Here is a 22,879-nt window from a genome sequence, read left to right as displayed (position 1 = left end):
ACCGGTGCGTCGGCCAATGAGAACCGGGTCACACCGTTATTGCGGTGTCGAGCCGGGCAAACCGATGGCCGGGACGCCGGGCGTGTGCAGGCGTCCGGCCAGCCACGGCAGGGCCGCGGTGAACACCTCTGCGGCGCTGGGGAACGTGTGGTCACCGCCGTGCGGGACGACCGAGCACTCGATGCCGGCGGCGCTGACTAACGCACACATGTAGGTCGCGACGGCGGTGTGGCTCTCCGGATTGTCCGGCGGTTGCACGTTCGTCGGCGTGCCGGCCTGTGCCGGCTGGTACACCACCGGCCCGTTCTCCGACACCGCGAACCAGCCGGCGACGCCGGTGTACGGGCCGTGCTTCCGCACCACGGTCGCGGGATCGAAATGGGCGAACGCCGCCGCGTCACCGCCGAAGAGCCGCGCGATGGTCTGGGGTTCGGAACCGGCGTTGGGGCCGACCTGGCCGTCCATGTCGACGAACGTCTGGAACAGCTCGGGGTGCATGACGGTCGTCATCACCGCGCACGTGCCGCCGGCCGACCAGCCGACGATGCCCCACCGCGACGGGTCGGCACTCGCCGAGAACGTCGACGTGACAAATGGCACAACATCTTTGGTGAGGTGATCGGCGGCCATACCGCGCGGCCCGTTGACGCATTCGGTGTCGTTGGAGAACTGCCCGCTGGTGTCGACGAACACCAGGATGGGGGCGTTGCCGCCGTGGGCGGCCGCGAAATCGTCGGCGGTGCGCTGCGCGCCGCCGGCCGTCGGCCAGTCGGCGGGCCAGCCGAACTCGCCGCCCACCATCACGACCGCCGGTAGCTGTGGGGCGTCGTGCGCGAACCACGCGGGCGGCAGGTAGACGAGCTCCGGACGGGCGCGGAAGCCCGACGCCGTCGTCGGAATCTGCACCGAGACGAGGACGCCGCGGTCCGGGCGCTCGCCGGAGCGGCGCATGGTCAGCGCGGTCTCGAGATCGATCTCGCCGCGCAGCTCGGCGCCGGTGGCGCGCTGCCACAGGGCCTCGACGGTCGGCAGGTAGCCGGTCCAGGTGTTGACCGCCAGACCCGCGCAGACCGCGCACAGCGGCACCACGGCGACGGCCACCGCCCGCCGCCACCAGTGCAGGCCGGGCCAGCCCGCGATGGCCACGACGAGCGCCACCCCGGTCAGCACGATCCACACCCACAGGGACGTCGGGGCCGGCCCGCCCGCCAGGCCCTGATCGGAGATGAACCAGCTGCACGCCAGGGCCAGGACGACGCCGGTCCCGATGGCCACCGGCAGCCACAGCCGCAGCCAGCGCGGCGACCGTCGCCCGACGGCGACGACCAGTGCCAGCACCGTCACCACTTGGATCAGGGTCGGGAGCCAGCCGTCGAGCAGGCCGATGTTCATTCGGCATCCCCGGGGTCCGCCGGCGGCGGGGCCGCGGGCTGCTGGTGGTGCGGCGCCTCGGTCTCGGCCGCGGTCTGTTCGGCGGTCGGGGTCACCTCGTCGCCACCCGAGTCCGACTGGTCGCTGTCGGAGTCGTCCGAGTGCGAACTGGCCGTCGACGTCGGTGTGGTGGAGGTCGGGGTGGCGCCGGGGCACGTGTTGGGTGCGGGCACCCCGTTGAACCGGTCGGTGATCCAGCCGAGGGCGTCGGCCTCGTCGGGTTGGACGTAGTCGATGACGTCGCCCATGGCGCAGGCCCGTTCGACGGCGGCGGCGGTCTGCTCGGGCGGCACCAGGCCGTCGGGCGGCCCGGGGGTGATCAGCATCGGCGCGGCGGCCGGCGCCTGCGGCAGCGTCGCCTTGCGCAGGTAACCGCGCAACGCGTCGGCGGCTGCCGGTGTGGTCGGGCCGAGGTCGTGCGGACCCAGCGAATCCAGCACGCCGGTGCGGTCGGCGACCGCCGGGCCGCGGCACGCCGACAACGTGTCCCAGTGGTCGCGGGCGGCGCCGCGGCGGTAGTCCTCGATGGGGAATCCGGGGTAGGCCTGCGGCATGACCGCGAGGTACTGCTGCAGCATCAGCTGCTGGTCGCGGTTCAGGTTCCCCTCGGCCGAGGCGTCGGCCAGCCACTCGAGCGCCGCGGTCGGGGCCAGCGCGACGGCGCCCTGTGGACGGAGCCCGCCGCCGTAGTCGGTGGCCAGCTCGGCGGCCGCCCACGCGGCCTGACCGCCCTGCCCGGTGCCCACGGCGACCCAATTGGTGGAGGCGGCGGAGACCAGCTTGCGCGTCGCCCGCGCCAGGTCGATCAGGTTGAAGCCCTCGGTCGTGGAGTCCAGGTACGGGTGATAGGTCTCGTCGAGCCCGATGCCCTGATAGTCGGTGATCGCCACGAGATAGCCGGCGCCGACCATGAGTCGCACGGTCGGGAGCAGACCCAGCAGGCTCGGCGACGACGACGGCGCGCAGTCGGACTTGATGCCGCTGCCCGGGTTGGCCAGGGCGATGATGCGCCAGCCGCCCTCGGGCGGGTTGCCCTTCGGCAGGAACACCGAGCCCGTCACCTTGGGATGGCTGTCGTTGATGCCCGAAGTCGAGACGTAGGTGATGCGCGCGGAGATCGCGGTCAGCCCGGCCAGTTCGGGGTCGACGGTCGTCAGCGGCTGCGCGGCGACGAGCGTGCCGGGGCCGGCGCCGCTGTAGTCGCCCGGCAACACCTGACCACTGCGCTGCGGGCTGCGGCCCGGCGCATCGTCGGAGCAGCCGGCGACGGTCAGCACGGCGGCGAGGGCAGCCGCCGCGATGCGCAGCGCCGTCCGGGCCGTCACAGCATGCCGCCGTCGGTGTCGTACGCGAGCAAGGCCCGGCACTCGGACAGCAGCGAGTCCCGCAGCGGCACAGCGAGATTGGCGATGTCCTGCTGGCGGCGCACATACTCGGCGCGGCCCGACGGGTCCTCGATGGCGATCGGCTCGATGCCGTAGTCGCTCAGGTCGTACGGGCTGGCCTGCATGTCGAGGACGCGTGCGTCCGCCGCGAGGTCAAGGCAATCCATCAACAGATTCGACTCCAGCAAAGGTCCGAGCTTGTAACTCCATTTGTACAAGTCCATATTTGCGTGCACGCACCCCGGCTGCTCGGTGGCCGCTTGGGCGTGTCGGGTGAGGGCTTCGCCGTTACGCGGTACGGCCGCCTCGGTGAAGAACCGGAAGGCGTCGAAATGCGTGCACCGCAGCGGCATCGACTCGACCACGGCATCGGTGTCCGACGCGCTCAGCCGCAGCGGCACCTGGGCGTGCCGCACCTCGGGCGCGCGGTACACCATGGCCCATTCGTGCAGGCCGAAACAGTTCAGCCGCGCCGGGCGGGCCGCCGTCGCAGCCAACAGGTCGGCGACGAAGGCGACGGTCTCGCGGCGGCCGGCGAGGTACTCGGGCGTCACCGTCACGGCGTCACCGCACCGGCCGTACCCGGCCCGGTCGGTGAACCGCAGCGCGCCGGGACCACTCAGCGCCCGGCCGTATCCCGGATGCCAGCGCCGTAGCTGGCGGGGCTTGAGGCTGTAGTACGTGAACAGGAAGTCCCACACCGGGTGCGGCTCGCCCGCCCGCATCCGCCGTTCATGCGGCGCCAGGAAGGCGTCGACGCGGTCCAGGTAGCGCTGTTCCCGCGCCGCCCAGTCGTCCTCGGCCAGGACCCGCGGCGGCGCGCACACCGTCTCAGACACGGTGGGTACCGTCACGCACCACGCCGACGAGGTCCTCGACCAGGTCTTCCAGCGCCACCATCGCGGTGACGTAGCCGTCGGTGGTCACCAGGGACAGGTGACTGTTGTTGCGGCGCAGCCACGACAGCGCGTCGGCGACCGGCAGCGTCGAGGCGACCATGGGCAGCGGGCGCACCATGGACCGGTCCAGGACCGCGTCGTTGTCGTCCATGCACGGCAGCACGTCCTTGATGTGCAGGTAGCCGAGGTAGGCGCTGTGCCCGTCGGTGACCGGGAACCGGGAGTAGCCCGTCTCGCGCAGCGCCTGGGCCACCGCGCCCACCGTGGGACCGGTCCCGGGCGCGGCGATCGGCACCGCGCGGATGTCCTGCAGCGGTATCGCGACGTCCTTGACCGTCCGGGTCCGGATGTCCAGCGCGCGCTTGAGGCGGACGTGTTCCTCGGCGTCGAGCAGCCCCTCCGACAGTGATTCGGTCAGCATCTCGGACAGTTCGACCGACGAGACCGTGACGTCCAGCTCGTCCTTGGGCTCGACGCCGAGCAGCCGCAGCGTGCTGTTGGCGCACCAGTTGTAGAAGATGACGAACGGCCGGGCGACGCTCATGTAGACCAGGTACGGCGGGATCAGCAGCATCGCGGCCTTCTCTGGCCCGGCGATGGCGATGTTCTTGGGCACCATCTCGCCCAGCAGCACGTGCACCGTCACCACGATCGCCAGGGAGACGCCGAAGGACACGGTGTGCAGCACCGTATCGGGCACGCCGACCGCGTCGAAGGGCTCCTCGAGCAGGTGCGCGACGGCCGGTTCGCCGACGCGGCCCAGCAGGATCGAGCAGATCGTGATGCCGAGCTGGGCACCGGCGAGCATCATCGACAGCCGCTCACCGGCCCGCAGCACGGTGACGGCGCTGCGCTTGCCCTGTTCGGCCAGTGCCTGCAGCCGGTCGCGCCGCGCCGAGATGAGCGCGAACTCAGACCCGACGAAGAACGCGTTGGCGCCCAGCAGCACCATGGTCAGCAGGATGCCGAGGACGTCATTCATGGTCGGCTCCCGACTCGGTCGGGTCCAGCTGGGTGAGCTCCAGCTGGTCGATGCGCCGGCCGTCCATCCGGATCACCGTGGCCTTCCAGCGCACGGGGTCCAGTTCGGGATTGTCCGGGTCGAATTCGGTCAGGACGACGGTGTCGCCGACGTCCGGGATGTGGCCGAGCTCCTTGAGCACCAGGCCACCGATGGTCTCGTAATCGCCTTCGGGCGCGCGGAACGGGGTCTCGGTGTCCACCTCGTCGATGCGCATCAGACCCGACACCAGCCAGCCGTCGCGCACCTCGACGACGTCGGGGGTGGCGTCGTCGTGTTCGTCGCGGACGTCGCCGACGATCTCCTCGATGAGGTCCTCGACGGTGACCATGCCGGCGGTGCCGCCGTATTCGTCGACCACGAGGGCGGTCTGGACGCCGTTGGCCCGGATCTGGGTCATCACCGCGTCACCGTCGAGGGTCGACGGCACCGTCGGGACGGGCCGCGCCAGCTGCGCCAGCCGGGTGCCGGCGCGCAGCTCGACGGGTATCGCGAAGACCTGTTTGACGTGCACGATGCCGACGGTCTCGTCGAGGTCGCCGGCGACGATGGGGAAGCGCGAGAACCCGGTGCGGATGGCCGTCTCGATGAGGTCGGCGACGGTGTCGGTGACCTCCAGCGACTCGATCATGGACCGCGGCGTCATCAGTTCCTCGGCGGTGCGGCCGCCGAATTGCAGTGAGCGGTCGATCAATTCGGCCGTCTGCGGGTCCAGCGAGCCGCTCTCGGCGGAGTTGCGCACCAGCGCCAGCAGCTCCTGCGCGGACCGCGCCGAGCGGAGCTCGTCGGCGGGCTCGACCCCGAGCCGGCGCAGCACCCAGTTGGCGGTGCCGTTGGTCAGCTTGATGGCGGGGGAGAACAACAGGGAGAAGAACCACTGCCACGGCACGGTGGCGCGCGCGGTGGGCACCGGCCGGGCGACGGCGAGGTTCTTGGGCACCAGCTCGCCGAACACCATCGACACCGACGTGGCGATCAGCAGCGCCAGCGTCAGGGCCACCGGGTCGGTGAACCGCTCGGGCAGGCCGACGGCGTGCAGCGGGCCGTGCAGCAGCCGCGCCACGACGGGCTCGGCGAGGTAACCGGTGATCAGCGTGGTGATCGAGATGCCGATCTGGGCGCCCGACAGCTGGAAGGACAGGTTGCGGTGCGCGGTGCGGATGATGCGGTCGCGGCGGCCCCCGTCACGGGCGTTGGCCTCGACGGTGCTGCGTTCCAGCGCCGTCAGGGAGAACTCGGCCGCCACGAAGACTGCCGTCCCGAGGGTGAGCAGGATGAACGCGGCCAGGCTCGCGATGGTCAGCGCGGTGGTCACCGTGCACCACCGCTCGGGGCGCCGGGCTGACGGCCCGGCCGGCTACTGGGAGGTTCGGAGTCGATGGACTCGGCGCTCGACTCGGGGAGCGCGTGATCGGCCTGGCACGCTCCCGCCTGGCTCGGGACGGTCGACGCCCCAACAGGTGCCTGCGGCACGTGCTCCCTTTCGCTGAATCGATATCGACAGCCGTCCGACGCCTGCTGCGTGCGGCGGCCGTACGGCAATGGTAGCTGGTCGGCCCTTGCGGACCTGCTCACCAACCCGTCGGCAGCGGGTGTCCTTCGGCGAATCCGGCGGCCGACTGCACCCCGAGCACCACCTTCTCGTGCAGCTCGGCGAGGTTTGCCGCGCCGACGTACGTGCAGGTGCTGCGGACGCCGGACGTGATGTGGTCGAGCAGGTCCTCGACGCCGCCGCGCACCGGGTCCAGCGCCATCTTCGACGACGAGATGCCTTCCTCGAACAGGGCCTTGCGGGCCCTGTCGAACGCGCCATCGCTGGCCGTGCGGGCCGCGACCGCGCGCTTGGAGGCCATGCCGAAGCTCTCCTTGTAGACGCGGCCCTCGCGGTCCATCAGCAGGTCGCCCGGTGACTCGTACGTGCCGGCGAACCACGACCCGATCATCACGTTCGAGGCGCCCGCCGCCAGGGCCAGTGCCACGTCGCGCGGGTGCCGGACGCCGCCGTCGGCCCAGACGTGGCCGCCGAGTTCCTTTGCCGCCGCGGCACATTCGACGACCGCGGAGAACTGCGGGCGGCCCACCCCGGTCATCATCCGCGTGGTGCACATGGCGCCCGGGCCGACGCCCACCTTGACGATGGACGCGCCCGCGTTGATCAGGTCGCGCGTGCCGGCGCCCGACACCACGTTGCCGGCGGCCAGCGGCAGCCCGAGGTCGAGCGCGGCCACGGCGGACAGCGCGTCGAGCATCTTGGACTGGTGCCCGTGCGCGGTGTCGACCACCAGGACGTCGACACCGGCCTCGGCCAGGGCCCGGGCCTTGGCGGCGACGTCACCGTTGATGCCGACGGCGGCCGCGATGCGGAGCCGGCCCTGCGCGTCGACGGCGGGGGTGTAGATGCCGGCGCGGATGGCACCGGTGCGCGTCAGCACGCCGGCCAGCGAGCCGTCGGCATTGGTCAGGACTGCCACGCCGGTCGGGGAGTGCTCCAGCAGGTCGAACACCTTGCGCGGCTCGGTGCCCGCGGGCGCTGACACGAAGTCGGTGGTGGCCACGTCGCGGACGCGCGCGAAGCGGTCCACCCCGGCGCAGCCGGCCTCGGTGACCAGGCCCAGCGGGCGGCCGTCGTCGACGACGACCGCGGCGCCGTGCGCGCGCTTGTGGATCAGGGCCAGCGCGTCCGAGACCGAGTCGTCGGGCGCGAGCACGACCGGGGTGTCGACCACCAGGTCGCGGCTCTTGACGAAGTCGACGGTGCCCCGCACGGCATCGATGGGCAGGTCCTGCGGCAGCACCACGATGCCGCCGCGGCGGGCCACGGTCTCGGCCATGCGGCGGCCGGCGACAGCGGTCATGTTGGCGACGACGATCGGGATGGTGGTGCCCGTGCCGTCGGTGGTGGCCAGGTCGACGTCGAAGCGGGACGTCAGTTCGGAGCGCCCCGGTACCACGAAGACGTCGTTGTAGGTCAGGTCGTACGGGGGCCGGTGGCCAGCCGATTCATACTCGAGAAACTGCACACCGTCAGCCTAGTTGGCTCGCCCGACAATGCCGAGTGGACGCAGAACTGCCCCGCTGCCGGTGCAGAGGGGCAGTTCGCGTGACGGGAAACCTAGGCTTCGACCTCGGTGCGGTCGCCGCTCCACAGGGTGTGGAACTTCTTGCCCTCCGGGGCGTCGGTGCGGCCGTAGGTGTGGGCGCCGAAGAAGTCGCGCAGGCCCTGCGTCAGCGCGGCGGGCAGCCGTTCGGTGCGCAGCGCGTCGTAGTACGACAGCGACGACGCGAAGCCCGGGACCGGGATGCCCAGCTCGGTGGCGGTCACGACGACGCGGCGCCAGCTGTCGATGCCCGACTCGACCGCGCTGCGGAAGTACGGCGCGGCCAGCAGGGTGGCGAGTTCCGGTTCGGCGTCGAACGCCTCCTTGATCCGGTTCAGGAACTTGGCGCGGATGATGCAGCCGCCGCGCCAGATGGTGGCCAGGTCGCCGGGCTTGACGTTCCAGCCGTATTCGGCGCTGCCGGCCTCGATCTGGTTGAAGCCCTGCGCGTACGCGACGATCTTGGAGGCGTACAGCGCCTGCCGCACGTCCTCGATGAATTTCGTGGCGTCGCTGGGCTTTTCGCCGAGGTGGCCCGAGGCCAGGCCGACCGTCGCGCGGCGCTGCGGCACCGAGCCCGACAGGGCGCGGGCGAAAACGGCTTCGGCGATACCGGTGATCGGGATGCCGAGGTCGAGCGCGGACTTGACGGTCCAGCGGCCGGTGCCCTTCTGCTCGGCCTCGTCGACGATGACGTCGACCAGCGGCTTGCCGGTCTTGGCGTCGACCTGCTTGAGCACCTCGGCGGTGATCTCGATGAGGTAGCTGTCCAGGTCGCCCTTGTTCCATTCGGCGAACACGTCGGCGATCTCGCCGGCTGCCATGCCGAGGCCGTCGCGCAGCAGCTGGTAGGCCTCACCGATGAGCTGCATGTCGGAGTACTCGATGCCGTTGTGCACCATCTTGACGAAGTGGCCGGCGCCGTCGGGCCCGATGTGCGTGCAGCACGGCACGCCGTCGACGTGCGCGGAGATCTCTTCGAGCAGCGGCCCGAGCGAGACGTACGACTCGGCGGGCCCGCCCGGCATGATCGACGGGCCGTTGAGCGCGCCCTCTTCGCCACCGGAGATGCCGGCACCGACGAAGTGCAAGCCGCGCTCGCGGATCGCCTTCTCGCGGCGGATGGTGTCGGTGTACAGCGCGTTGCCACCGTCGATGATGATGTCGCCGGGCTCCATGGCGTCGGCGAGTTCGTTGATCACGGCGTCCGTCGGATCGCCGGCCTTGACCATGATGATCACGCGGCGCGGCTTCTCCAGCGCGTCCAGGAACTCGGCGATGGTCTCGCTGCGGACGAACTTGCCCTCCGAGCCGTGCTCGGCCAGCAGCGCGTCGGTCTTGGCGACGGAGCGGTTGTGCAGCGCGACGGTGTAGCCGTGGCGGGCGAAGTTACGGGCGAGATTGGAGCCCATGACCGCCAGGCCGGTGACCCCGATCTGGGCGGTAGCGGTGGTTGATTCCGGGTTTCCCGACGAGCTCACGGCTGGCCCTTTCGTTGTTTGGTTGTGGCGCATAGCATTTCGGACCGGCCTGGGCCGGTGCGGCGTCATCCGCCACGGAAGGGAGATGCTGCCAGTCGCAAAGTCTACGAGAAGAACAACCGGTGCAATTCAGTGAGCCAGGGCACAGCCACCGCGACGGTCGGTACGACCAGGACGGAGGCGGCCGCCAGGTAGGCGCCCGCGGCGACCCAGGAGCTGTTGGGTTCGCCGGCCAGGCGCTGCACCCGCAGGACGGTCGTCGGCCCGCCCGCGGCGAGGGCGTCCTTGGGTGCCCGGCCCGACGCGCAGGCCACCAGGGCGCGGGCCAGTGGCGTGGGGCCGGTGGCGCGGACGGCGGCGTCGTCGGCGAGCAGTTCGATCAGGAACCGGACCGCGTCGAGGGCGCTGGCGCTCCGGACGAAGCGGGGGAAGGCGGCGTGCACGGCGATGAACATCTCGAGCACGAGGTCGTGCCGGGCGCGCAGGTGGGCGTGTTCGTGGCTGAGGATGGCGGCGATCTCACTGTCGTCGAGGTGCTTGAGCGCACCTTCGCTGAGGACGACGCGGCTGCGGACGCCGGGCAGACAGTAGGCGAGGGGCTGCTGGACATCGAGGATGCGCAGGCCGTGCCCGATGAGGTGACGGGCCTGGGGTGCGGGGGCGGTGTCCCGCGAACAGTCGAGCAGGTCGACGATCATCCGGTGGTGGGCACGTCGGCGCCGCGTCGCGATGGCGACCTGGACGAAGGCGATGGCCAGCCGGGCGCTGACGACGAGGGTCAGGGCGAAGACCGCGACATGGGTGATCCACAACGGCCAGCCCATGACGCTGATCTCGCTGGTCGCGGTGGTTGTGGGACGACCGTCCGGGCCAGGCGCGAAAAGCCTGCTGGCGACGGCGATACCGGCGCTGAAGGCGGAGAGCACGGCGGCGATGGCGACGGACTGCCACAGCACGATCGCGGCCCGGGGGGCCCGCTGTGGCCACGATGCGCGCGCCAGCAGGGCGGGTACCGGCCCGACCAGCAGTAGCGCGACGATGGTGAAGGCCAGGGCGGACACGCGCTTAGTGTCTCTCAGTCGGTGCCGGAATTGCCAGTCGCCGGTGGGATTCGGTGCTTGGCTTCCAGCTCATCGAGGGCGCGCCGGAGCGCATCGGCCTCGTCGACGCCGACGCGTTCGACGAAATGCACCAGCGCCGCGACGCGGCTGCCGGAGTCCGCGGCCTGGTCGAGGGCGTCGACCATCAGGCCCGCGACCAGCTCGTCGCGGCCGTGGGTCGGTGCGTAGCGGTGCGCGCGGTCGTCACGATGCTGGACGACCAGGTTCTTCTTCGCCAGGCGCTGCAGCACGGTCATGATCGTGGTGTAGGCCAGATCCCGGCGCGTCGCGAGTGCTTCATGCACCTGACGCACGGTTTGCGGCTCGCGGGAGGACCACAGGTGGTCCATCACCTCGCGCTCCAGCTCGCCCAGTCGCGTCAATTTCGCCATGTCCTATTTCACTCTTTCGGCAGTGTTCTCAGGGTACTACGCATTTACTACCGTGCGTCGTATCCATTTCGGATGTTCTCCCCAACGCCCCGGTGGCGCGTCGTGGTTCCCGGTCAGGGCTGTTTTTCTGCTGCTTGTGAGTCCCGTCACAGCGGTTTACATCTCGCGGGTCGTCACTATAGTAAGGCTAACCTAACTTAAGGATGTGTTCATGCCCTCCGCTGTGACTGACCCGCTGATCGCCACGATGGACATCCGCCGGATGCTGCCGCTGCACGAGTCGAGTCGTCGTCTGCGCGAGTTGTGTCCCAGTGATCCCCGGGTCTACGGCGTCGCGGTGATGGACGACATCTCCCGACGCCGATGGTGGCCGCTCGCCGAAGCGGTGACGGGCGACCGCATGCAGATGATGTTCGACACGGCGACCGGCGACACCGGCAGCGAGGCGGTGGCCGCCCAGCAGGTGGCCGCAATGCTGGCGCACGTCGTGGTCGGCCGGGTCGTGCCGCTGCTGGTGCTCGAGGGCCGTGCCTGGGATCCCGGCTTGGAGAACCTGTGGGTCCACGTCGACTCGGAGGGCGGCATCGACTGGGTCGGCGTCGCCGACCCGACATTGCGGGTGCTGCCCGGGGATCCGGTGTTCGGAGGGCTGGGAGTGCCGGCGACCCGCCGGATCGGGGAGGGTGTCGTCGCGTTCCCGGGTGAGGAAGCGCTCGCGACCTGGCTCGCCCATCGTTGCCACCGTGCGCTGAACCCGCTGTTCGCGAAGCTCTTCGACGTCAGCGGCGGCATCCTCGCGGTGTCGGCGATGTGGCACATCGTCGGTGCGTCCGTGGTCAGCACGGCGACCCAGGTGCCGCTGTTGGCCGGGGTGGGCGAGGCTGACGGTATGCGCCGTGCGCAGGCGGTGCTGGACACCCTTGTTGGGTTCGGTGCGCCGGTGCGCGGCCGCGACCGGATGCAACTGGCAAGGGCTTGCTAATTAGGCAAGCCTTGCCTACTATTCAGGAGTCGAAAGACCAACGGACCGCGCCGGAATCCTGAGGGCTGCAGTGATTCCCGGTCCATTCGAAGAGCAGGCCCCGCACCATCGGTGCGGGGCCTGCTCGCTTTGGTGGCGCGTGGGTGCCGAACTCGCCGCCACCGGCGCTCGTGTAGACAGCTATTCGTGACGACATCTGTGCCCGAGGGCCTCGGCAAGGGCTTCGACAGCGAAATCGGACTGACCTATCTCGAGGTCACCCCGGACGGCGGCCGCGCCCAGCTGACCATCACCGACAAGATCCTGCAGCCGTGGGGCATCGTGCACGGTGGCGTCTACTGCGCCATCGTCGAGGGTCTGGCGAGCGTGTCCGGCCACGTCTGGCTCGCCGAGCACGGCGGCGGCACCGTCGTCGGCGTCAACAACAACACCGACTTCCTCCGCGCGCTCAAGGCCGGCACCGTCACCGCCACCTCGACGCCGATCCACCGGGGCCGGCGGCAGCAGCTGTGGCTGGTCACCATTACCGACGAGGACGATCGTCCGGTGGCGCGGGGCCAGGTGCGGCTGCAGAACCTCGAGGGCTGAGCGCCCGCCTGCGGTGAGGGGCTGAAAACCACCGCCCGACATGCCATTCCCGGCGTGCCGTGGCAATATCGCCCCTTATGCGTTTGACGCCGCATGAGCAAGAACGCCTGCTGATTTCGTACGCCGCCGAACTGGCGCGCCGACGGCAGGCCCGAGGGCTGCGCCTCAATCATCCCGAGGCGGTCGCGGTGATCACCGATCACCTGATGGAAGGCGCCCGTGACGGGCGGACCGTCGCGGAGCTCATGGTCAGCGGCCGTGAGGTGCTCAGCCGCGACGACGTCATGGAGGGGGTCCCGGAGATGCTGTCCGACGTCCAGGTCGAGGCCACCTTCCCGGATGGCACCAAACTCGTCACCGTCCACTATCCGATCGCCTGAGGCCCGACGATGACCGAACGCGCGACCGTCGAGGGGGCGGGGCTGATTCCGGGCGAAATCCTTTACGGCGACGGCGATATCGCCATCAACGCCGGTGCCGAGCGGCTGACCCTCGACGTGGTCAACGCCGGTGACCGGCCGGTGCAGGTCGGCAGCCACGTGCATTTCCCGCAGGCCAATTCCGCGTTGGAGTTCGACCGCGCCGCCGCACACGGGTACCGGCTCGACGTGCCGGCGGGCACCGCGATCAGGTTCGAACCCGGGGTCGCGCAGCGGGTTGCCCTGGTCCCGTTGGGCGGAACCCGCGAGGTGTACGGGCTGTCGCTGAATCCGCCCGGAAAGCTGGATGGCTGATGAGCGCTGGCGCGAAGAACGGACGGCACGAATGAGTTCCCTTTCCCGCTCACGGTATGCGGCGCTCTTCGGGCCGACGACGGGCGACCGCATCCGTCTGGCGGACACCGATCTGCTGATCGAGATCACCGAGGACCTCAGCGGCGGCCCGGGCCTGTCGGGCGACGAGGCGGTCTTCGGCGGCGGCAAGGTGCTGCGTGAGTCGATGGGGCAGGCGCGTACGACCCGGGCCGACGGCGCGCCGGACACCGTGATCACCGGCGCGATCATCATCGACTACTGGGGAATCATCAAGGCCGACATCGGGATTCGGGACGGCCGCATCGTCGCCATCGGCAAGGCCGGCAACCCCGACATCATGTCCGGGGTGCACCCCGATCTCGTGGTGGGCCCGTCCACCGAGATCATCGCCGGCAACGGCCGCATCCTCACCGCCGGCGGCATCGACTGTCACGTGCACTTCATCTGTCCCCAGCTGCTGGAGGAGGCGATCGGCGGCGGCATCACCACCATGATCGGTGGCGGCACCGGACCGGCCGAGGGCAGCAAGGCCACCACTGTCACGCCCGGCGCCTGGCATCTCGGGCGCATGCTGCAGGCGCTCGACGGCTGGCCGATGAACATCCTGTTGCTGGGCAAGGGCAACACCATCAACCCCGACTCGATGTGGGAGCAGTTGCGCGGCGGCGCCGCCGGTTTCAAGTTGCACGAGGACTGGGGCACCACCCCGGCCACCATCGACGCGTGTCTGCGGGTGGCCGAGGAGGCCGACGTCCAGGTGGCCCTGCACTCCGACACGCTCAACGAGATGGGGTTCGTCGAGGACACGCTGGCGGCCATCGCCGGCCGGGCCATCCACGCGTACCACACCGAGGGCGCCGGCGGCGGTCATGCGCCCGACATCATCACGGTGGCCAGTCACCCGAACGTGATGCCCAGTTCGACCAACCCGACGCGCCCGCACACCGTCAACACCCTCGACGAACACCTCGACATGCTGATGGTGTGCCACCACCTCAACGCTGCCGTGCCGGAGGATTTGGCGTTCGCGGAGAGCCGGATTCGGCCGTCCACCATCGCCGCCGAGGACCTGCTGCACGACATCGGCGCCATCTCGATGATCGGCAGTGACAGCCAGGCCATGGGCCGCATCGGCGAGGTGGTGATGCGGACGTGGCAGACGGCGCACGTGATGAAGAAGCGCCGCGGTCCGCTCGAAGGCGACCCCGGCGGCGCGCGAGGCAACGACAACAACCGGGTCCGCCGCTACGTGGCGAAGTACACCATCTGCCCGGCGGTGACGCACGGTATCGATCACGAGCTGGGCTCGGTGGAGGTCGGCAAGCTGGCCGATCTGGTGCTCTGGGAGCCCGCGTTATTCGGCGTCCGTCCGCACCTGGTGCTCAAAGGCGGCGCGATCGCCTGGGCGGCGATGGGCGACGCCAATGCCTCGATCCCGACGCCGCAACCCGTCCTGCCGCGGCCGATGTTCGGCGCCCACCCGACGGTGGCGGCCGGCCTGGCGGTGCATTTTGTCTCGCCCACCGCCATCGAGGACGACCTCGCGGCGCGACTCGGCTTGCGGCGCAGGCTCGTTCCGGTCAAGAACGTCCGTGGCCGGGGCAAGGCCGACCTGCCGCTCAACGACGCCATGCCCGACATCCGGGTCGATCCCGACACGTTCACGGTCCGCATCGACGGCGAGGTCTGGCAGGAACAACCCGCCGCCGAGCTGCCGATGGCACAGAGATACTTCCTGTTCTGATGGACAGCGGCTGTTCTGATGGATAGTGGCCTGGCCACCCTGCTGGCACTGGCGGATTCGCGGCTGCCGACCGGCGGGCACGTCCACTCCGGCGGTGTCGAGGAGGCGGTCACCAGCGGTCTGGTGACCAACGTGGTGACGCTGCAGGCCTACCTGCGCCGGCGCATCCGGACCCAGGGGCTCGTCACCGCCTCCATCGCCGCGGCGGTCCACAGCGGGCTCGACCCGGTGGCAGCCGACCGCGAAACCGACGCGCGCACACCAGCTCCCGCGGCCCGGCAGGCCTCCCGGGCGCAGGGCCGTGGGCTGGTACGGCTGGCGCGCCGGGTCTGGCCGGACACCGACTGGAGCACCGTGGGCACCCGGCCACATCTCGCGGTGGCCTCGGGTGTGGTGGGTCGTGTCAGCGGGCTCGACCCCGAACAGACGTGCGCCACAGTCGTTTACACCACCATGACCGGCTCGGCGACGGCGGCGCAACGCCTGCTGGCACTCGATCCGGCCGACGTCGCCGCGCTGACCTTCGAGCTGTCGGGGCTGTGCGACGCCACCGCGGCCGAAGCGGCGAAAGGCATCGCGGACCTGTCCGATCCACTGCTCGACGTCCTGGCGCAACGACACGCCGGCCGCGACCGCCCCCTGTTCGCCTCCTGAACCGAAAGGTCCACCATGCCACCACATTTCATCGACGGCCAGCCGCACCATCACCACGGCCGGCCCAAGCGCGAGCGGCAGCCGGGTGAGCCGCTGCGCATCGGCGTCGGCGGCCCCGTCGGCTCCGGTAAGACGGCGCTCGTCGCGGCGCTGTGCCGGCAGCTGCGCGACGAGCTGTCCCTGGCCGTGCTGACCAACGACATCTACACCACCGAGGACGCCGACTTCCTGCGCCGGCACGCCGTGCTGCCCGACGAGCGCATCGCCGCGGTGCAGACCGGCGGCTGCCCGCACACCGCGATCCGCGACGACATCACCGCGAATCTGGACGCCATCGACGATCTCATCGAGACCAACGACAAGCTCGACCTCATCCTGGTGGAGTCCGGGGGAGACAACCTGACCGCGACGTTCTCCTCGGGTCTGGTGGACGTCCAGATCTTCGTCGTCGACGTGGCCGGTGGTGACAAGGTGCCGCGCAAGGGCGGCCCCGGCGTCACGTACTCGGACCTGTTGGTGGTCAACAAGACCGATCTCGCGCCGATGGTCGGCGCCGACCTCGACGTCATGCGGCGCGACGCCGGCCAGGTGCGCGGTGACCGCCCGACGGTGCTGATCTCGCTCACCGAGGATCCGGCCGCGTCGCTGGTGCAGGCCTGGGTGCGCGAACAGCTCGCCGGCGCCGGGGTGACGAACGCCTGAGTGATGCACACCCAGGTTCTGATCGTCGCGACCCCCGGCCGGGGCCCGCGCATCGAATGCGTCGGCGGTGTGGCCGCGCGCCGCACCGCCCCCGACGCCGTCCACCTGGTGTCCACGGCCGCAACACCATTGGGCGGTGACACCATCGACGTGCGCGTCATCGTCGAGGCCGGTGCCCGGCTGCGGGTGCGCAGCGTGGCTGCCATGGTGGTGCTGCCCGGTGCGATGACGGCGCAGTCACGCTCGGCCTGGGATCTCGAAGTGGCCGGGGAACTCGACCTGGATCCGGAGCCGACCGTCGTCGCGGGCGGCAGCAGCCACCGGGCCACGACGCGACTGCAGATCGCCGAGACGGGCCGGGTGCGGCTGCGCGAACGCGTACAGGTCGGACGGACCGGCGAGCAGCACGGCTTCTGGGAGGGCACACTGCACGTCGACCACGAGGCGCTGCCGGTGGTGCGGCACCGCGTCGAACTCGGCGCCGGCGCCGTCAGTGACGACGAGATCGCCGCTCCGCGCGCGTATGTCAGCGAATTCTGTTACCCAGAAAGCGATCTCGGCGTGATCCGTACCGCCGATGGGTACGAATCACGCCGAGATCAGGTGGTCATGCCCCTGGCCGACGGGGGTTGCCTGTCGGCGTGGCAGGGACCAAGGCTTTAGTTCAGGAAGCCACCGGGTCGGGTGTGGCTTGAACAGATGATGCGATCTCCTCGAGTTCGCCGATGCGGGTGCGGGCGTAGGCCTGCTGCTCGGTGATGGTCAGCTGACCGCGCTGGCGGCTCATGAACGTCACCGTCCACGACAGCAGCGTGGCGATCTTGGTCTTGAAGCCCACGAGGTAGATCAGGTGCAGCCCCAGCCACGCCAGCCAGGCGATGAAGCCGCCGAATTCCAGCTTGGCCTTCTCGCCGAGCGGAATCTGGGCGACGGCGTTCCACTTGGAGACCGTGGCCATCGAGCCCTTGTCGAAGTACGAGAACGGTTCGCGCGGCTTGGGCTTGGTGCCGTGCGCGCGGGCCTTGGCCTCGTTCTTCAGGATCGCGGCGACGTGCTTGCCGCCCTGGATCGCGCCCTGCGCCATGCCCGGGACGCCCTCGACGAAGGCCATGTCACCGACGACGAAAACGTTCGGGTGGCCCGGGATCGACAGGTCCGGATTCACCTTGACGCGGCCGGCCCGGTCGATCTCGGTGTCCGACTGGTTGGCCAGGTCGCGACCGAGCGGGCTGGCCTGCACACCGGCGGACCACACCTTGCAGGCCGACTCGATGCGCCGGATGGTGCCGTCCTTGTCCTTGACGGTGATGCCGTTGCGGTCGACGTCGGTGACCATCGCGTTGAGCTGAATCTCGACGCCCATCTTCTCGAGCCGGTTCTTGGCCTTCAGACCCAGCTTCTCGCCCATGGGCGGCAGCACCGCCGGCGCGGCGTCGAGCAGGATGACCTTGGCCTCGGTCGGGTCGATGTGCCGGAAACTGCCCTTGAGGGTCTGGTCCGACAGCTCCTGGATCTGCCCGGCCATCTCCACACCGGTCGGGCCGGCGCCGACGACCACGAAGGTCAGCAGCTTCTTGCGGCGCTCGGGGTCGCTGGACCGCTCGGCCTGCTCGAACGCACCGAGGATGCGGCCGCGCAGTTCGAGCGCGTCGTCGATGGTCTTCATGCCCGGCGCCCACTCGGCGAAGTGGTCGTTGCCGAAGTAGGACTGACCGGCACCGGCGGCGATGATCAGGCTGTCGTACGGCGTGCTGTAGGTGTGCCCCAGCAGGATCGAGTCGACGGTCTGGTTCTCCAGGTCGATGTGCGTCACGTCGCCGAGCAGCACCTGGGCGTTCTTCTGCTTGCGCAGGATCAGCCGGGTGGGCGGGGCGATCTCACCTTCGGAGATGATGCCCGTGGCCACCTGGTACAGCAGCGGCTGGAACAGGTGGTGCGTGGTACGGGCGATCAGCTTGATGTCGACATCAGCGTGCTTGAGGGCTTTGGCACTGGACAGGCCACCGAAGCCCGAACCGATGATGACGACCTTGTGGCGATCCGTTGCCGTAGCTCCGGGGTGGACCATGTTGAGGGGCTCCTCGACGTACTACTACAAGACTGTTTACATACACAGGCTAGTCGCAGCTGAATCGATCAATGCAGTGAGATGCCCCACCGGGCCCGGCTAGGCGCCGATCACCGAATGCAGGGCAGCTCCGAGTGCGGCGATGACGCCGGGTACGTAGCCCGTGACCTGCGTCGGGATGTTGATGATGACGCCGTCGACGCCGACGTCGAACACCTTGGCCTTCAATTGTTCGGCGACGCTTTCGGCGCTGCCGGCGACCATGTTCTGGCGGTTGGCCTCGGGGATCGCGGCGGGAGTCGCCCGGTCGTCGATGAGCGCGGTGAGCAGCATGCTGGTTTCGAGGGTCGCCGGGTCGCGGTCGATCTTCTCGCAAGCGTCGCGGACGACGCCCAGCTTGTGGGGCAGCTCTTCGAAGCCGCCGATGATGTTCAGGTGGTCGAAGTGCCGTGCCGCCAGCGGGATGGTCTTCTTCTCGCCGCGGCCGCCGATCAGCAGGGGGATGTGGTCGCGGTAGCGGGGGTTGGCCATGGCTTCGACGGTGCGGTAGTACTGGCCGCTGAAGGTCGGGCGCTCGCCCTTGAGCATCGGCAGCACGATCTGCAGTGACTCGTTCAGGCGGTTGAACCGGTCGGTGAAGGTGCCGAAGTCGAATCCGAGCTGCTCGTGCTCGAGCTCGAACCAGCCGGTGCCGATGCCGAGGATCGCGCGGCCCTGGCTCATGACGTCGAGCGTGGTGATGGCCTTGGCCAGCAGCGTCGGATTGCGGTAGGTGTTGCCGGTGACCATGGTGCCCAGCTGCACCTTCTGGGTCGCGGCCGCGAGGCCACCGAGCGCGGTGTACGCCTCGAGCATCGGCTGATCGGGGGTGCCGATCATCGGCAGCTGATAGAAGTGGTCCATCACGAAGACGGAGTCGAAGCCGGCGGCCTCGGCCTCCCGCGCCTGGGCGACGACGGTCGGGTACAGCTCGCTGACGCCGGTGCCGTAGGAGAAGTTGGGAATCTGGAGAGCGAATCGAATCGTCACGATTCGACCCTAGTCACCAACCACCTTGTCGCGTCCTGCGTTTCGCCGGGCGCGAAGCCCGGGCGAAACGGGAATAAATCCGGATCAGGCGAAGGTTGCGAGCGCACCGGCGCTCACGTGCAGCGTCTCGCCGGTGATGTGGCGGGCTGCGGGCGTGGTCAGGAAGAGCGCGAGCTTGGTCAGCTCGGACCCGACGGTCGCACCGCCGGTCTCGACGCCGTCGTAGCCCGCTTCCGAGCCGCGGCCGGCGGCGACCACGTTGATCGTGATGCCGCGGACGCCGAAGTGCTCGGCCTGGCCGGCGGTCCAGTTCGACACGGCCGCCTTGATCGCGGCGTCGGCGGTGCCGTCCTTGGGGCACTCCGGCACGACGGTCACGATGGCACCGCCCGAACGCATCTGGTCGCCGAGGATCTGGACGGTCAGGACGGCCGACAGCAGCGAGGAGTCGAGCGTGTTGCGCCATACGGCGGCGCGCTCGGCCAGGGTGTAGGTGCGCGGGTCGCCGGCGGACCAGGCGGGAGCCGGGACGTTCACGATGGTGTCGAGGTGCTGCGGCAGCTTGTCGCGCATCTGCTCCAGCGCGGCGCCGTCGGTGTTGTCCAGCACGATCGACTCGACTTCGAGTTCCTTGGCGGCCACTTCGAGCTCGTCGCGGCGGGCGCCGGCGATGGTGACGTTGTGCCCGGCGTCGCGGAATCCCGCGGCGATGACGCGGCCGAGATCGGTATCGCCTCCGGTGACCAGAACGTCCATGAACAGGGCCTCCTCGTGTGCAACGCTGAACGCGGTTGCCGCCATGTTACTGGACAGTAGCTAGCTGACGAAACTCGCCACGCGGAGGAATGACCCCTAGGGTTTTGCGCATGTGGCTCATGCGCAAGTTGATGCGCGCTGTGGCGGTATCGGTCCTGCTCGGCGGAGTCGGAGCGTTGTCCGGATGCGGTTCGGAGCACAAGACCTCGGGCCCCGTCGTCAACGTGTACGCGGCGGCGTCCCTGAAGCAGGCATTCACCGCGCTCGCCGACCGCTACAAGAAGGAGAACCCGGGCGCGGACGTGCAGTTCAACTTCGCGGGCTCGTCGTCGTTGGTCGAACAGCTGACGCAGGGCGCGAAGGCCGATGTGTTCGCCTCGGCCGACGCCAACAACATGACCAAGGCGGCCAAGGCCGGGTTGCTCGCGGGCACCCCGGTGAACTTCGCCGCCAACACGCTCGTCATCGTGACCCCGCCGGGAAACCCCAAGCATGTGGGCAACTTCGGTGATCTGGCCCGGCCCGGACTGAACGTCGTGGTGTGTGCCCGTCAGGTGCCGTGCGGCACGGCGACGCGGAAGGCCGAGAAGATCGTCGGCGTCGAACTCAAGCCGGTCAGTGAGGAGACGTCGGTGACCGACGTGCTGAACAAGGTCACCAGCGGCCAGGCCGACGCGGGGCTCGTCTATCAGACCGACGCCAAGTCGGCGGGCGACAATGTGGCCACGGTCGAGTTCCCGCAGGCGGCGTCGGCGGTGAACATCTACCCGATCGGGGTGCTGAAGTCGGCGGCCGACGCCTCGGCTGCCCAGCGGTTCGTCGACCTGGTCACGAGTGACACGGGCCGCCAGACCCTGGCGCAGTTCGGGTTCGCACAGCCTTGAACCCCGGGCTGCCGCGCTGGATCTACGTCCCGGCGGCTCTGGGTGCGGTGTTCGTCGTCCTCCCGCTGATCGCGGTCGCGGCGAAGGTCGACTGGTCGCGATTCCTGGAGCTCATCAGCAGCGACTCGTCGGTGACCGCGCTGGCCCTGAGTCTCAAGACCGCCGCGGCCAGCACCGTGCTCTGCGTGGTGCTGGGTGTGCCGATGGCGCTGGTCCTGGCGCGCAGCGGCTCCCGGGTGGTGCGCTGGACCCGCCCACTGATCCTGCTGCCGTTGGTGTTGCCGCCGGTCGTCGGCGGTATCGCGCTGTTGTACGCCTTCGGCCGGCTGGGGCTGATCGGCAGGTACCTGGACGCGGCGGGTGTGCACATCGCCTTCTCGACGACGGCGGTCGTGCTGGCGCAGACGTTCGTCTCCCTGCCGTTCCTGGTGATCGCCCTGGAAGGCGCGGCCCGTACGGCCGGGTCACAGTACGAGGCGGTCGCGGCCACGCTGGGCGCCCGACCGACCACGGTGTGGCGCCGGGTCACGCTGCCGATGCTGGCCCCGGGTCTGGTGTCGGGCTCGGTCCTGGCGTTCGCGCGGTCGCTGGGCGAGTTCGGCGCCACGCTGACGTTCGCCGGTTCCCGCGAGGGCGTGACGCGGACGCTGCCGCTGGAGATCTATCTGCAGCGCGAGGCCGACGCCGATGCCGCCGTGGCATTGTCGCTGGTGCTGGTGGTGGTCGCGGCCATCGTGGTGCTCGTGACGGGCGGCGCGCGGTTCGGTCGCGGGCCGTTCGAGGCGGAGGCCCGGCCGTGACGGGCGGTCTCGCGGTGCGCGCGGTCGTCGAAGACCGGGGCATCGACGTGGAGTTCGATGTCGCGGCCGGCGAGGTGCTGGCCGTCGTCGGGCCCAATGGCGCGGGGAAATCGAGTGTGCTGCACGTGATCGCGGGCCTGCTGCGGCCCGACGCGGGCTCCGTCACAGTGGGCGGGCGCCGACTGACGGACACGGCGGCCGGCCGGCATGTCGCGGTGCACAACCGGCGGGTCGGCCTGCTGCTGCAGGACCCGGCGCTGTTTCCCCATCTGACGGTCGCGGGCAACGTGGCATTCGGGCCCCGGGCCCGTCAGCACCGTCGCCGGGGCGTACATGCCGAGGCGCGGCGGACGGCCGCACGCTGGCTCGGTGAGGTGGGTGCCACCGAACTGGCCGATCGCCGGCCGGGACAACTGTCGGGTGGTCAGGCGCAACGGGTCGCGCTGGCCCGGGCGCTGGCCGCGGAACCCGACGTGCTGCTGCTCGACGAACCGCTGTCCGGCCTCGACGTCGCGGCGGCATCGGCGATGCGCCGGCTGCTGCGCGGTGTCCTGGCGACGGACGGACGCAGCTCGGTGCTGGTCAGCCACGACGTGCTGGACGTCGTCACGTTGGCGGACCGGGTGGCGGTCATCGAGGGCGGCCGCATCGTCGAATCAGGCGCCGTCGCCGACGTGCTGACCGCACCGCGGACGACCTTCGGGGCGCGGTTCGCGGGCGTGAATCTGGTCAGCGGGCACGCGGGCGCGGACGGAGGTTCCCTGCTGGCCGCGGGGCAGACGTGGCGCGGTGTATGGGGGCCAGAGGTGACGCCGGGCGATCCGGCGATCGCGGTGTTCGCTCCGGCGGCGGTGTCGGTGTCCCGTGAGGTGCCGGCGGCCGACGTCAACGTCGTCGCGGTTGGCGTCGCGGAACTGGATCACCGCGGCCCCGTCATCCGCGTCCGCGCCGAGGCGACGGACGACGGCGGTGGAGGTCTGGCGGCCGATATCAGCGCGGAGGCGGCGGCAGGTCTCCGGCTGATTCCGGGGGAGCAGGTGTACTTCGGCGTCGATCCGCGGGACGTGGCGATTCGGCCCGCCTGACGGCACGCCCGGCCCGTCCCGGGCC

The 22,879-nt window shown here is 70.0% G+C and carries 23 protein-coding genes; 11 read left to right on the top strand and 12 right to left on the bottom strand.

Annotated features, from left to right (window positions below; all coding sequences use genetic code 11):
* Window positions 1-36: 36 nt before the first annotated feature.
* The 9 genes from ACJH7A_RS04590 to ACJH7A_RS04550 form a co-directional block, all read right to left on the bottom strand.
* Window positions 37-1,392: an alpha/beta hydrolase family protein gene (locus ACJH7A_RS04590; protein ID WP_212814391.1), complete on the bottom strand. Its 1,356-nt coding sequence runs from the start codon at window positions 1,390-1,392 to the stop codon at window positions 37-39.
* Entirely contained in the window at window positions 1,389-2,756 is a 1,368-nt protein-coding gene (locus ACJH7A_RS04585; RefSeq protein ID WP_133427530.1) for a lipase family protein, read from the bottom strand. The genes ACJH7A_RS04590 and ACJH7A_RS04585 overlap by 4 nt, the downstream gene beginning before the upstream one ends.
* A complete protein-coding gene (locus ACJH7A_RS04580; protein ID WP_244872887.1) occupies window positions 2,753-3,655 on the bottom strand; it encodes a 3-methyladenine DNA glycosylase in 903 nt (300 codons plus the stop codon). Before ACJH7A_RS04580 ends, ACJH7A_RS04585 begins: the two co-directional genes overlap by 4 nt.
* Window positions 3,648-4,697, bottom strand: coding sequence for a hemolysin family protein (locus ACJH7A_RS04575; RefSeq protein WP_212814396.1), 1,050 nt, complete (start codon window positions 4,695-4,697; stop codon window positions 3,648-3,650). Before ACJH7A_RS04575 ends, ACJH7A_RS04580 begins: the two co-directional genes overlap by 8 nt.
* Entirely contained in the window at window positions 4,690-6,051 is a 1,362-nt protein-coding gene (locus tag ACJH7A_RS04570) for a hemolysin family protein (RefSeq protein ID WP_212814399.1), read from the bottom strand. The genes ACJH7A_RS04575 and ACJH7A_RS04570 overlap by 8 nt, the downstream gene beginning before the upstream one ends.
* A gap of 256 nt (window positions 6,052-6,307) precedes the next feature.
* On the bottom strand, window positions 6,308-7,756 hold the full coding sequence (locus ACJH7A_RS04565) for a GuaB1 family IMP dehydrogenase-related protein (RefSeq protein ID WP_212814401.1): 1,449 nt from the start codon (window positions 7,754-7,756) through the stop codon (window positions 6,308-6,310).
* Window positions 7,757-7,848: 92 nt separating this feature from the next.
* On the bottom strand, window positions 7,849-9,348 hold the full coding sequence (gene gndA, locus ACJH7A_RS04560; protein ID WP_371824547.1) for an NADP-dependent phosphogluconate dehydrogenase: 1,500 nt from the start codon (window positions 9,346-9,348) through the stop codon (window positions 7,849-7,851).
* Window positions 9,349-9,419: 71 nt separating this feature from the next.
* Entirely contained in the window at window positions 9,420-10,376 is a 957-nt protein-coding gene (locus ACJH7A_RS04555; RefSeq protein WP_406801476.1) for a M56 family metallopeptidase, read from the bottom strand.
* A gap of 14 nt (window positions 10,377-10,390) precedes the next feature.
* Window positions 10,391-10,807 carry a BlaI/MecI/CopY family transcriptional regulator gene (locus ACJH7A_RS04550; protein WP_029104910.1) on the bottom strand — a complete coding sequence of 139 codons (417 nt, stop codon included), beginning with the start codon at window positions 10,805-10,807 and terminating at the stop codon, window positions 10,391-10,393.
* Between the two features lie 211 nt (window positions 10,808-11,018).
* Between ACJH7A_RS04550 and ACJH7A_RS04545 the strand changes: the two genes are divergently transcribed.
* From ACJH7A_RS04545 to ACJH7A_RS04510, 8 genes are all read left to right on the top strand, one after another.
* On the top strand, window positions 11,019-11,789 hold the full coding sequence (locus ACJH7A_RS04545) for an iron reductase (RefSeq protein ID WP_212814407.1): 771 nt from the start codon (window positions 11,019-11,021) through the stop codon (window positions 11,787-11,789).
* 186 nt (window positions 11,790-11,975) lie between these two features.
* Complete coding sequence (locus ACJH7A_RS04540; RefSeq protein ID WP_212814409.1) at window positions 11,976-12,377, top strand: PaaI family thioesterase; 402 nt, start codon at window positions 11,976-11,978, stop codon at window positions 12,375-12,377.
* Between the two features lie 77 nt (window positions 12,378-12,454).
* The gene (locus ACJH7A_RS04535) at window positions 12,455-12,757 is read left to right on the top strand and encodes an urease subunit gamma (RefSeq protein WP_212814411.1); all 303 of its coding nucleotides are present in this window, start codon (window positions 12,455-12,457) and stop codon (window positions 12,755-12,757) included.
* Window positions 12,758-12,799: 42 nt separating this feature from the next.
* Complete coding sequence (locus tag ACJH7A_RS04530; RefSeq protein ID WP_212814790.1) at window positions 12,800-13,111, top strand: urease subunit beta; 312 nt, start codon at window positions 12,800-12,802, stop codon at window positions 13,109-13,111.
* A gap of 31 nt (window positions 13,112-13,142) precedes the next feature.
* Window positions 13,143-14,876, top strand: coding sequence for an urease subunit alpha (locus ACJH7A_RS04525; protein ID WP_406801475.1), 1,734 nt, complete (start codon window positions 13,143-13,145; stop codon window positions 14,874-14,876).
* Window positions 14,877-14,894: 18 nt separating this feature from the next.
* Window positions 14,895-15,530 carry an urease accessory protein UreF gene (locus ACJH7A_RS04520; protein WP_212814413.1) on the top strand — a complete coding sequence of 212 codons (636 nt, stop codon included), beginning with the start codon at window positions 14,895-14,897 and terminating at the stop codon, window positions 15,528-15,530.
* 15 nt (window positions 15,531-15,545) lie between these two features.
* The gene (gene ureG / locus ACJH7A_RS04515; protein ID WP_212814415.1) at window positions 15,546-16,232 is read left to right on the top strand and encodes an urease accessory protein UreG; all 687 of its coding nucleotides are present in this window, start codon (window positions 15,546-15,548) and stop codon (window positions 16,230-16,232) included.
* Window positions 16,233-16,235: 3 nt separating this feature from the next.
* Window positions 16,236-16,895, top strand: coding sequence for an urease accessory protein UreD (locus tag ACJH7A_RS04510; RefSeq protein WP_212814417.1), 660 nt, complete (start codon window positions 16,236-16,238; stop codon window positions 16,893-16,895).
* A gap of 1 nt (window position 16,896) precedes the next feature.
* Here ACJH7A_RS04510 and ACJH7A_RS04505 read toward each other — a convergent pair whose 3' ends face one another.
* The 3 genes from ACJH7A_RS04505 to ACJH7A_RS04495 all read right to left on the bottom strand — a co-directional run bounded on the left by ACJH7A_RS04505 (window position 16,897) and on the right by ACJH7A_RS04495 (window position 20,085).
* Complete coding sequence (locus ACJH7A_RS04505; RefSeq protein WP_212814419.1) at window positions 16,897-18,300, bottom strand: NAD(P)/FAD-dependent oxidoreductase; 1,404 nt, start codon at window positions 18,298-18,300, stop codon at window positions 16,897-16,899.
* Window positions 18,301-18,399: 99 nt separating this feature from the next.
* Window positions 18,400-19,329 carry an LLM class F420-dependent oxidoreductase gene (locus tag ACJH7A_RS04500; RefSeq protein WP_212814421.1) on the bottom strand — a complete coding sequence of 310 codons (930 nt, stop codon included), beginning with the start codon at window positions 19,327-19,329 and terminating at the stop codon, window positions 18,400-18,402.
* 84 nt (window positions 19,330-19,413) lie between these two features.
* Window positions 19,414-20,085 (bottom strand): SDR family oxidoreductase, encoded by a 672-nt coding sequence (locus ACJH7A_RS04495; RefSeq protein WP_212814791.1) that lies wholly within the window; start codon window positions 20,083-20,085, stop codon window positions 19,414-19,416.
* Between the two features lie 119 nt (window positions 20,086-20,204).
* Here ACJH7A_RS04495 and modA point away from each other — a divergent pair, with 119 nt between their 5' ends.
* The 3 genes from modA to ACJH7A_RS04480 are packed head-to-tail and all read left to right on the top strand — an operon-like array spanning window position 20,205 to window position 22,854.
* Entirely contained in the window at window positions 20,205-20,969 is a 765-nt protein-coding gene (gene modA, locus ACJH7A_RS04490) for a molybdate ABC transporter substrate-binding protein (RefSeq protein WP_212814792.1), read from the top strand.
* Complete coding sequence (locus tag ACJH7A_RS04485) at window positions 20,966-21,769, top strand: ABC transporter permease (protein WP_212814423.1); 804 nt, start codon at window positions 20,966-20,968, stop codon at window positions 21,767-21,769. The genes modA and ACJH7A_RS04485 overlap by 4 nt, the downstream gene beginning before the upstream one ends.
* Window positions 21,766-22,854: a sulfate/molybdate ABC transporter ATP-binding protein gene (locus tag ACJH7A_RS04480; protein WP_212814425.1), complete on the top strand. Its 1,089-nt coding sequence runs from the start codon at window positions 21,766-21,768 to the stop codon at window positions 22,852-22,854. Before ACJH7A_RS04485 ends, ACJH7A_RS04480 begins: the two co-directional genes overlap by 4 nt.
* The last annotated feature ends 25 nt before the right edge of the window (window positions 22,855-22,879 follow it).

Origin of the sequence: Mycobacterium sp. SMC-17, assembly GCF_045310915.1 — a bacterium.
Taxonomy (GTDB): domain Bacteria; phylum Actinomycetota; class Actinomycetes; order Mycobacteriales; family Mycobacteriaceae; genus Mycobacterium.
The sequence above is the reverse complement of the archived record's forward strand: the minus strand, read 5'-3'. Positions and strand labels throughout refer to the sequence as shown.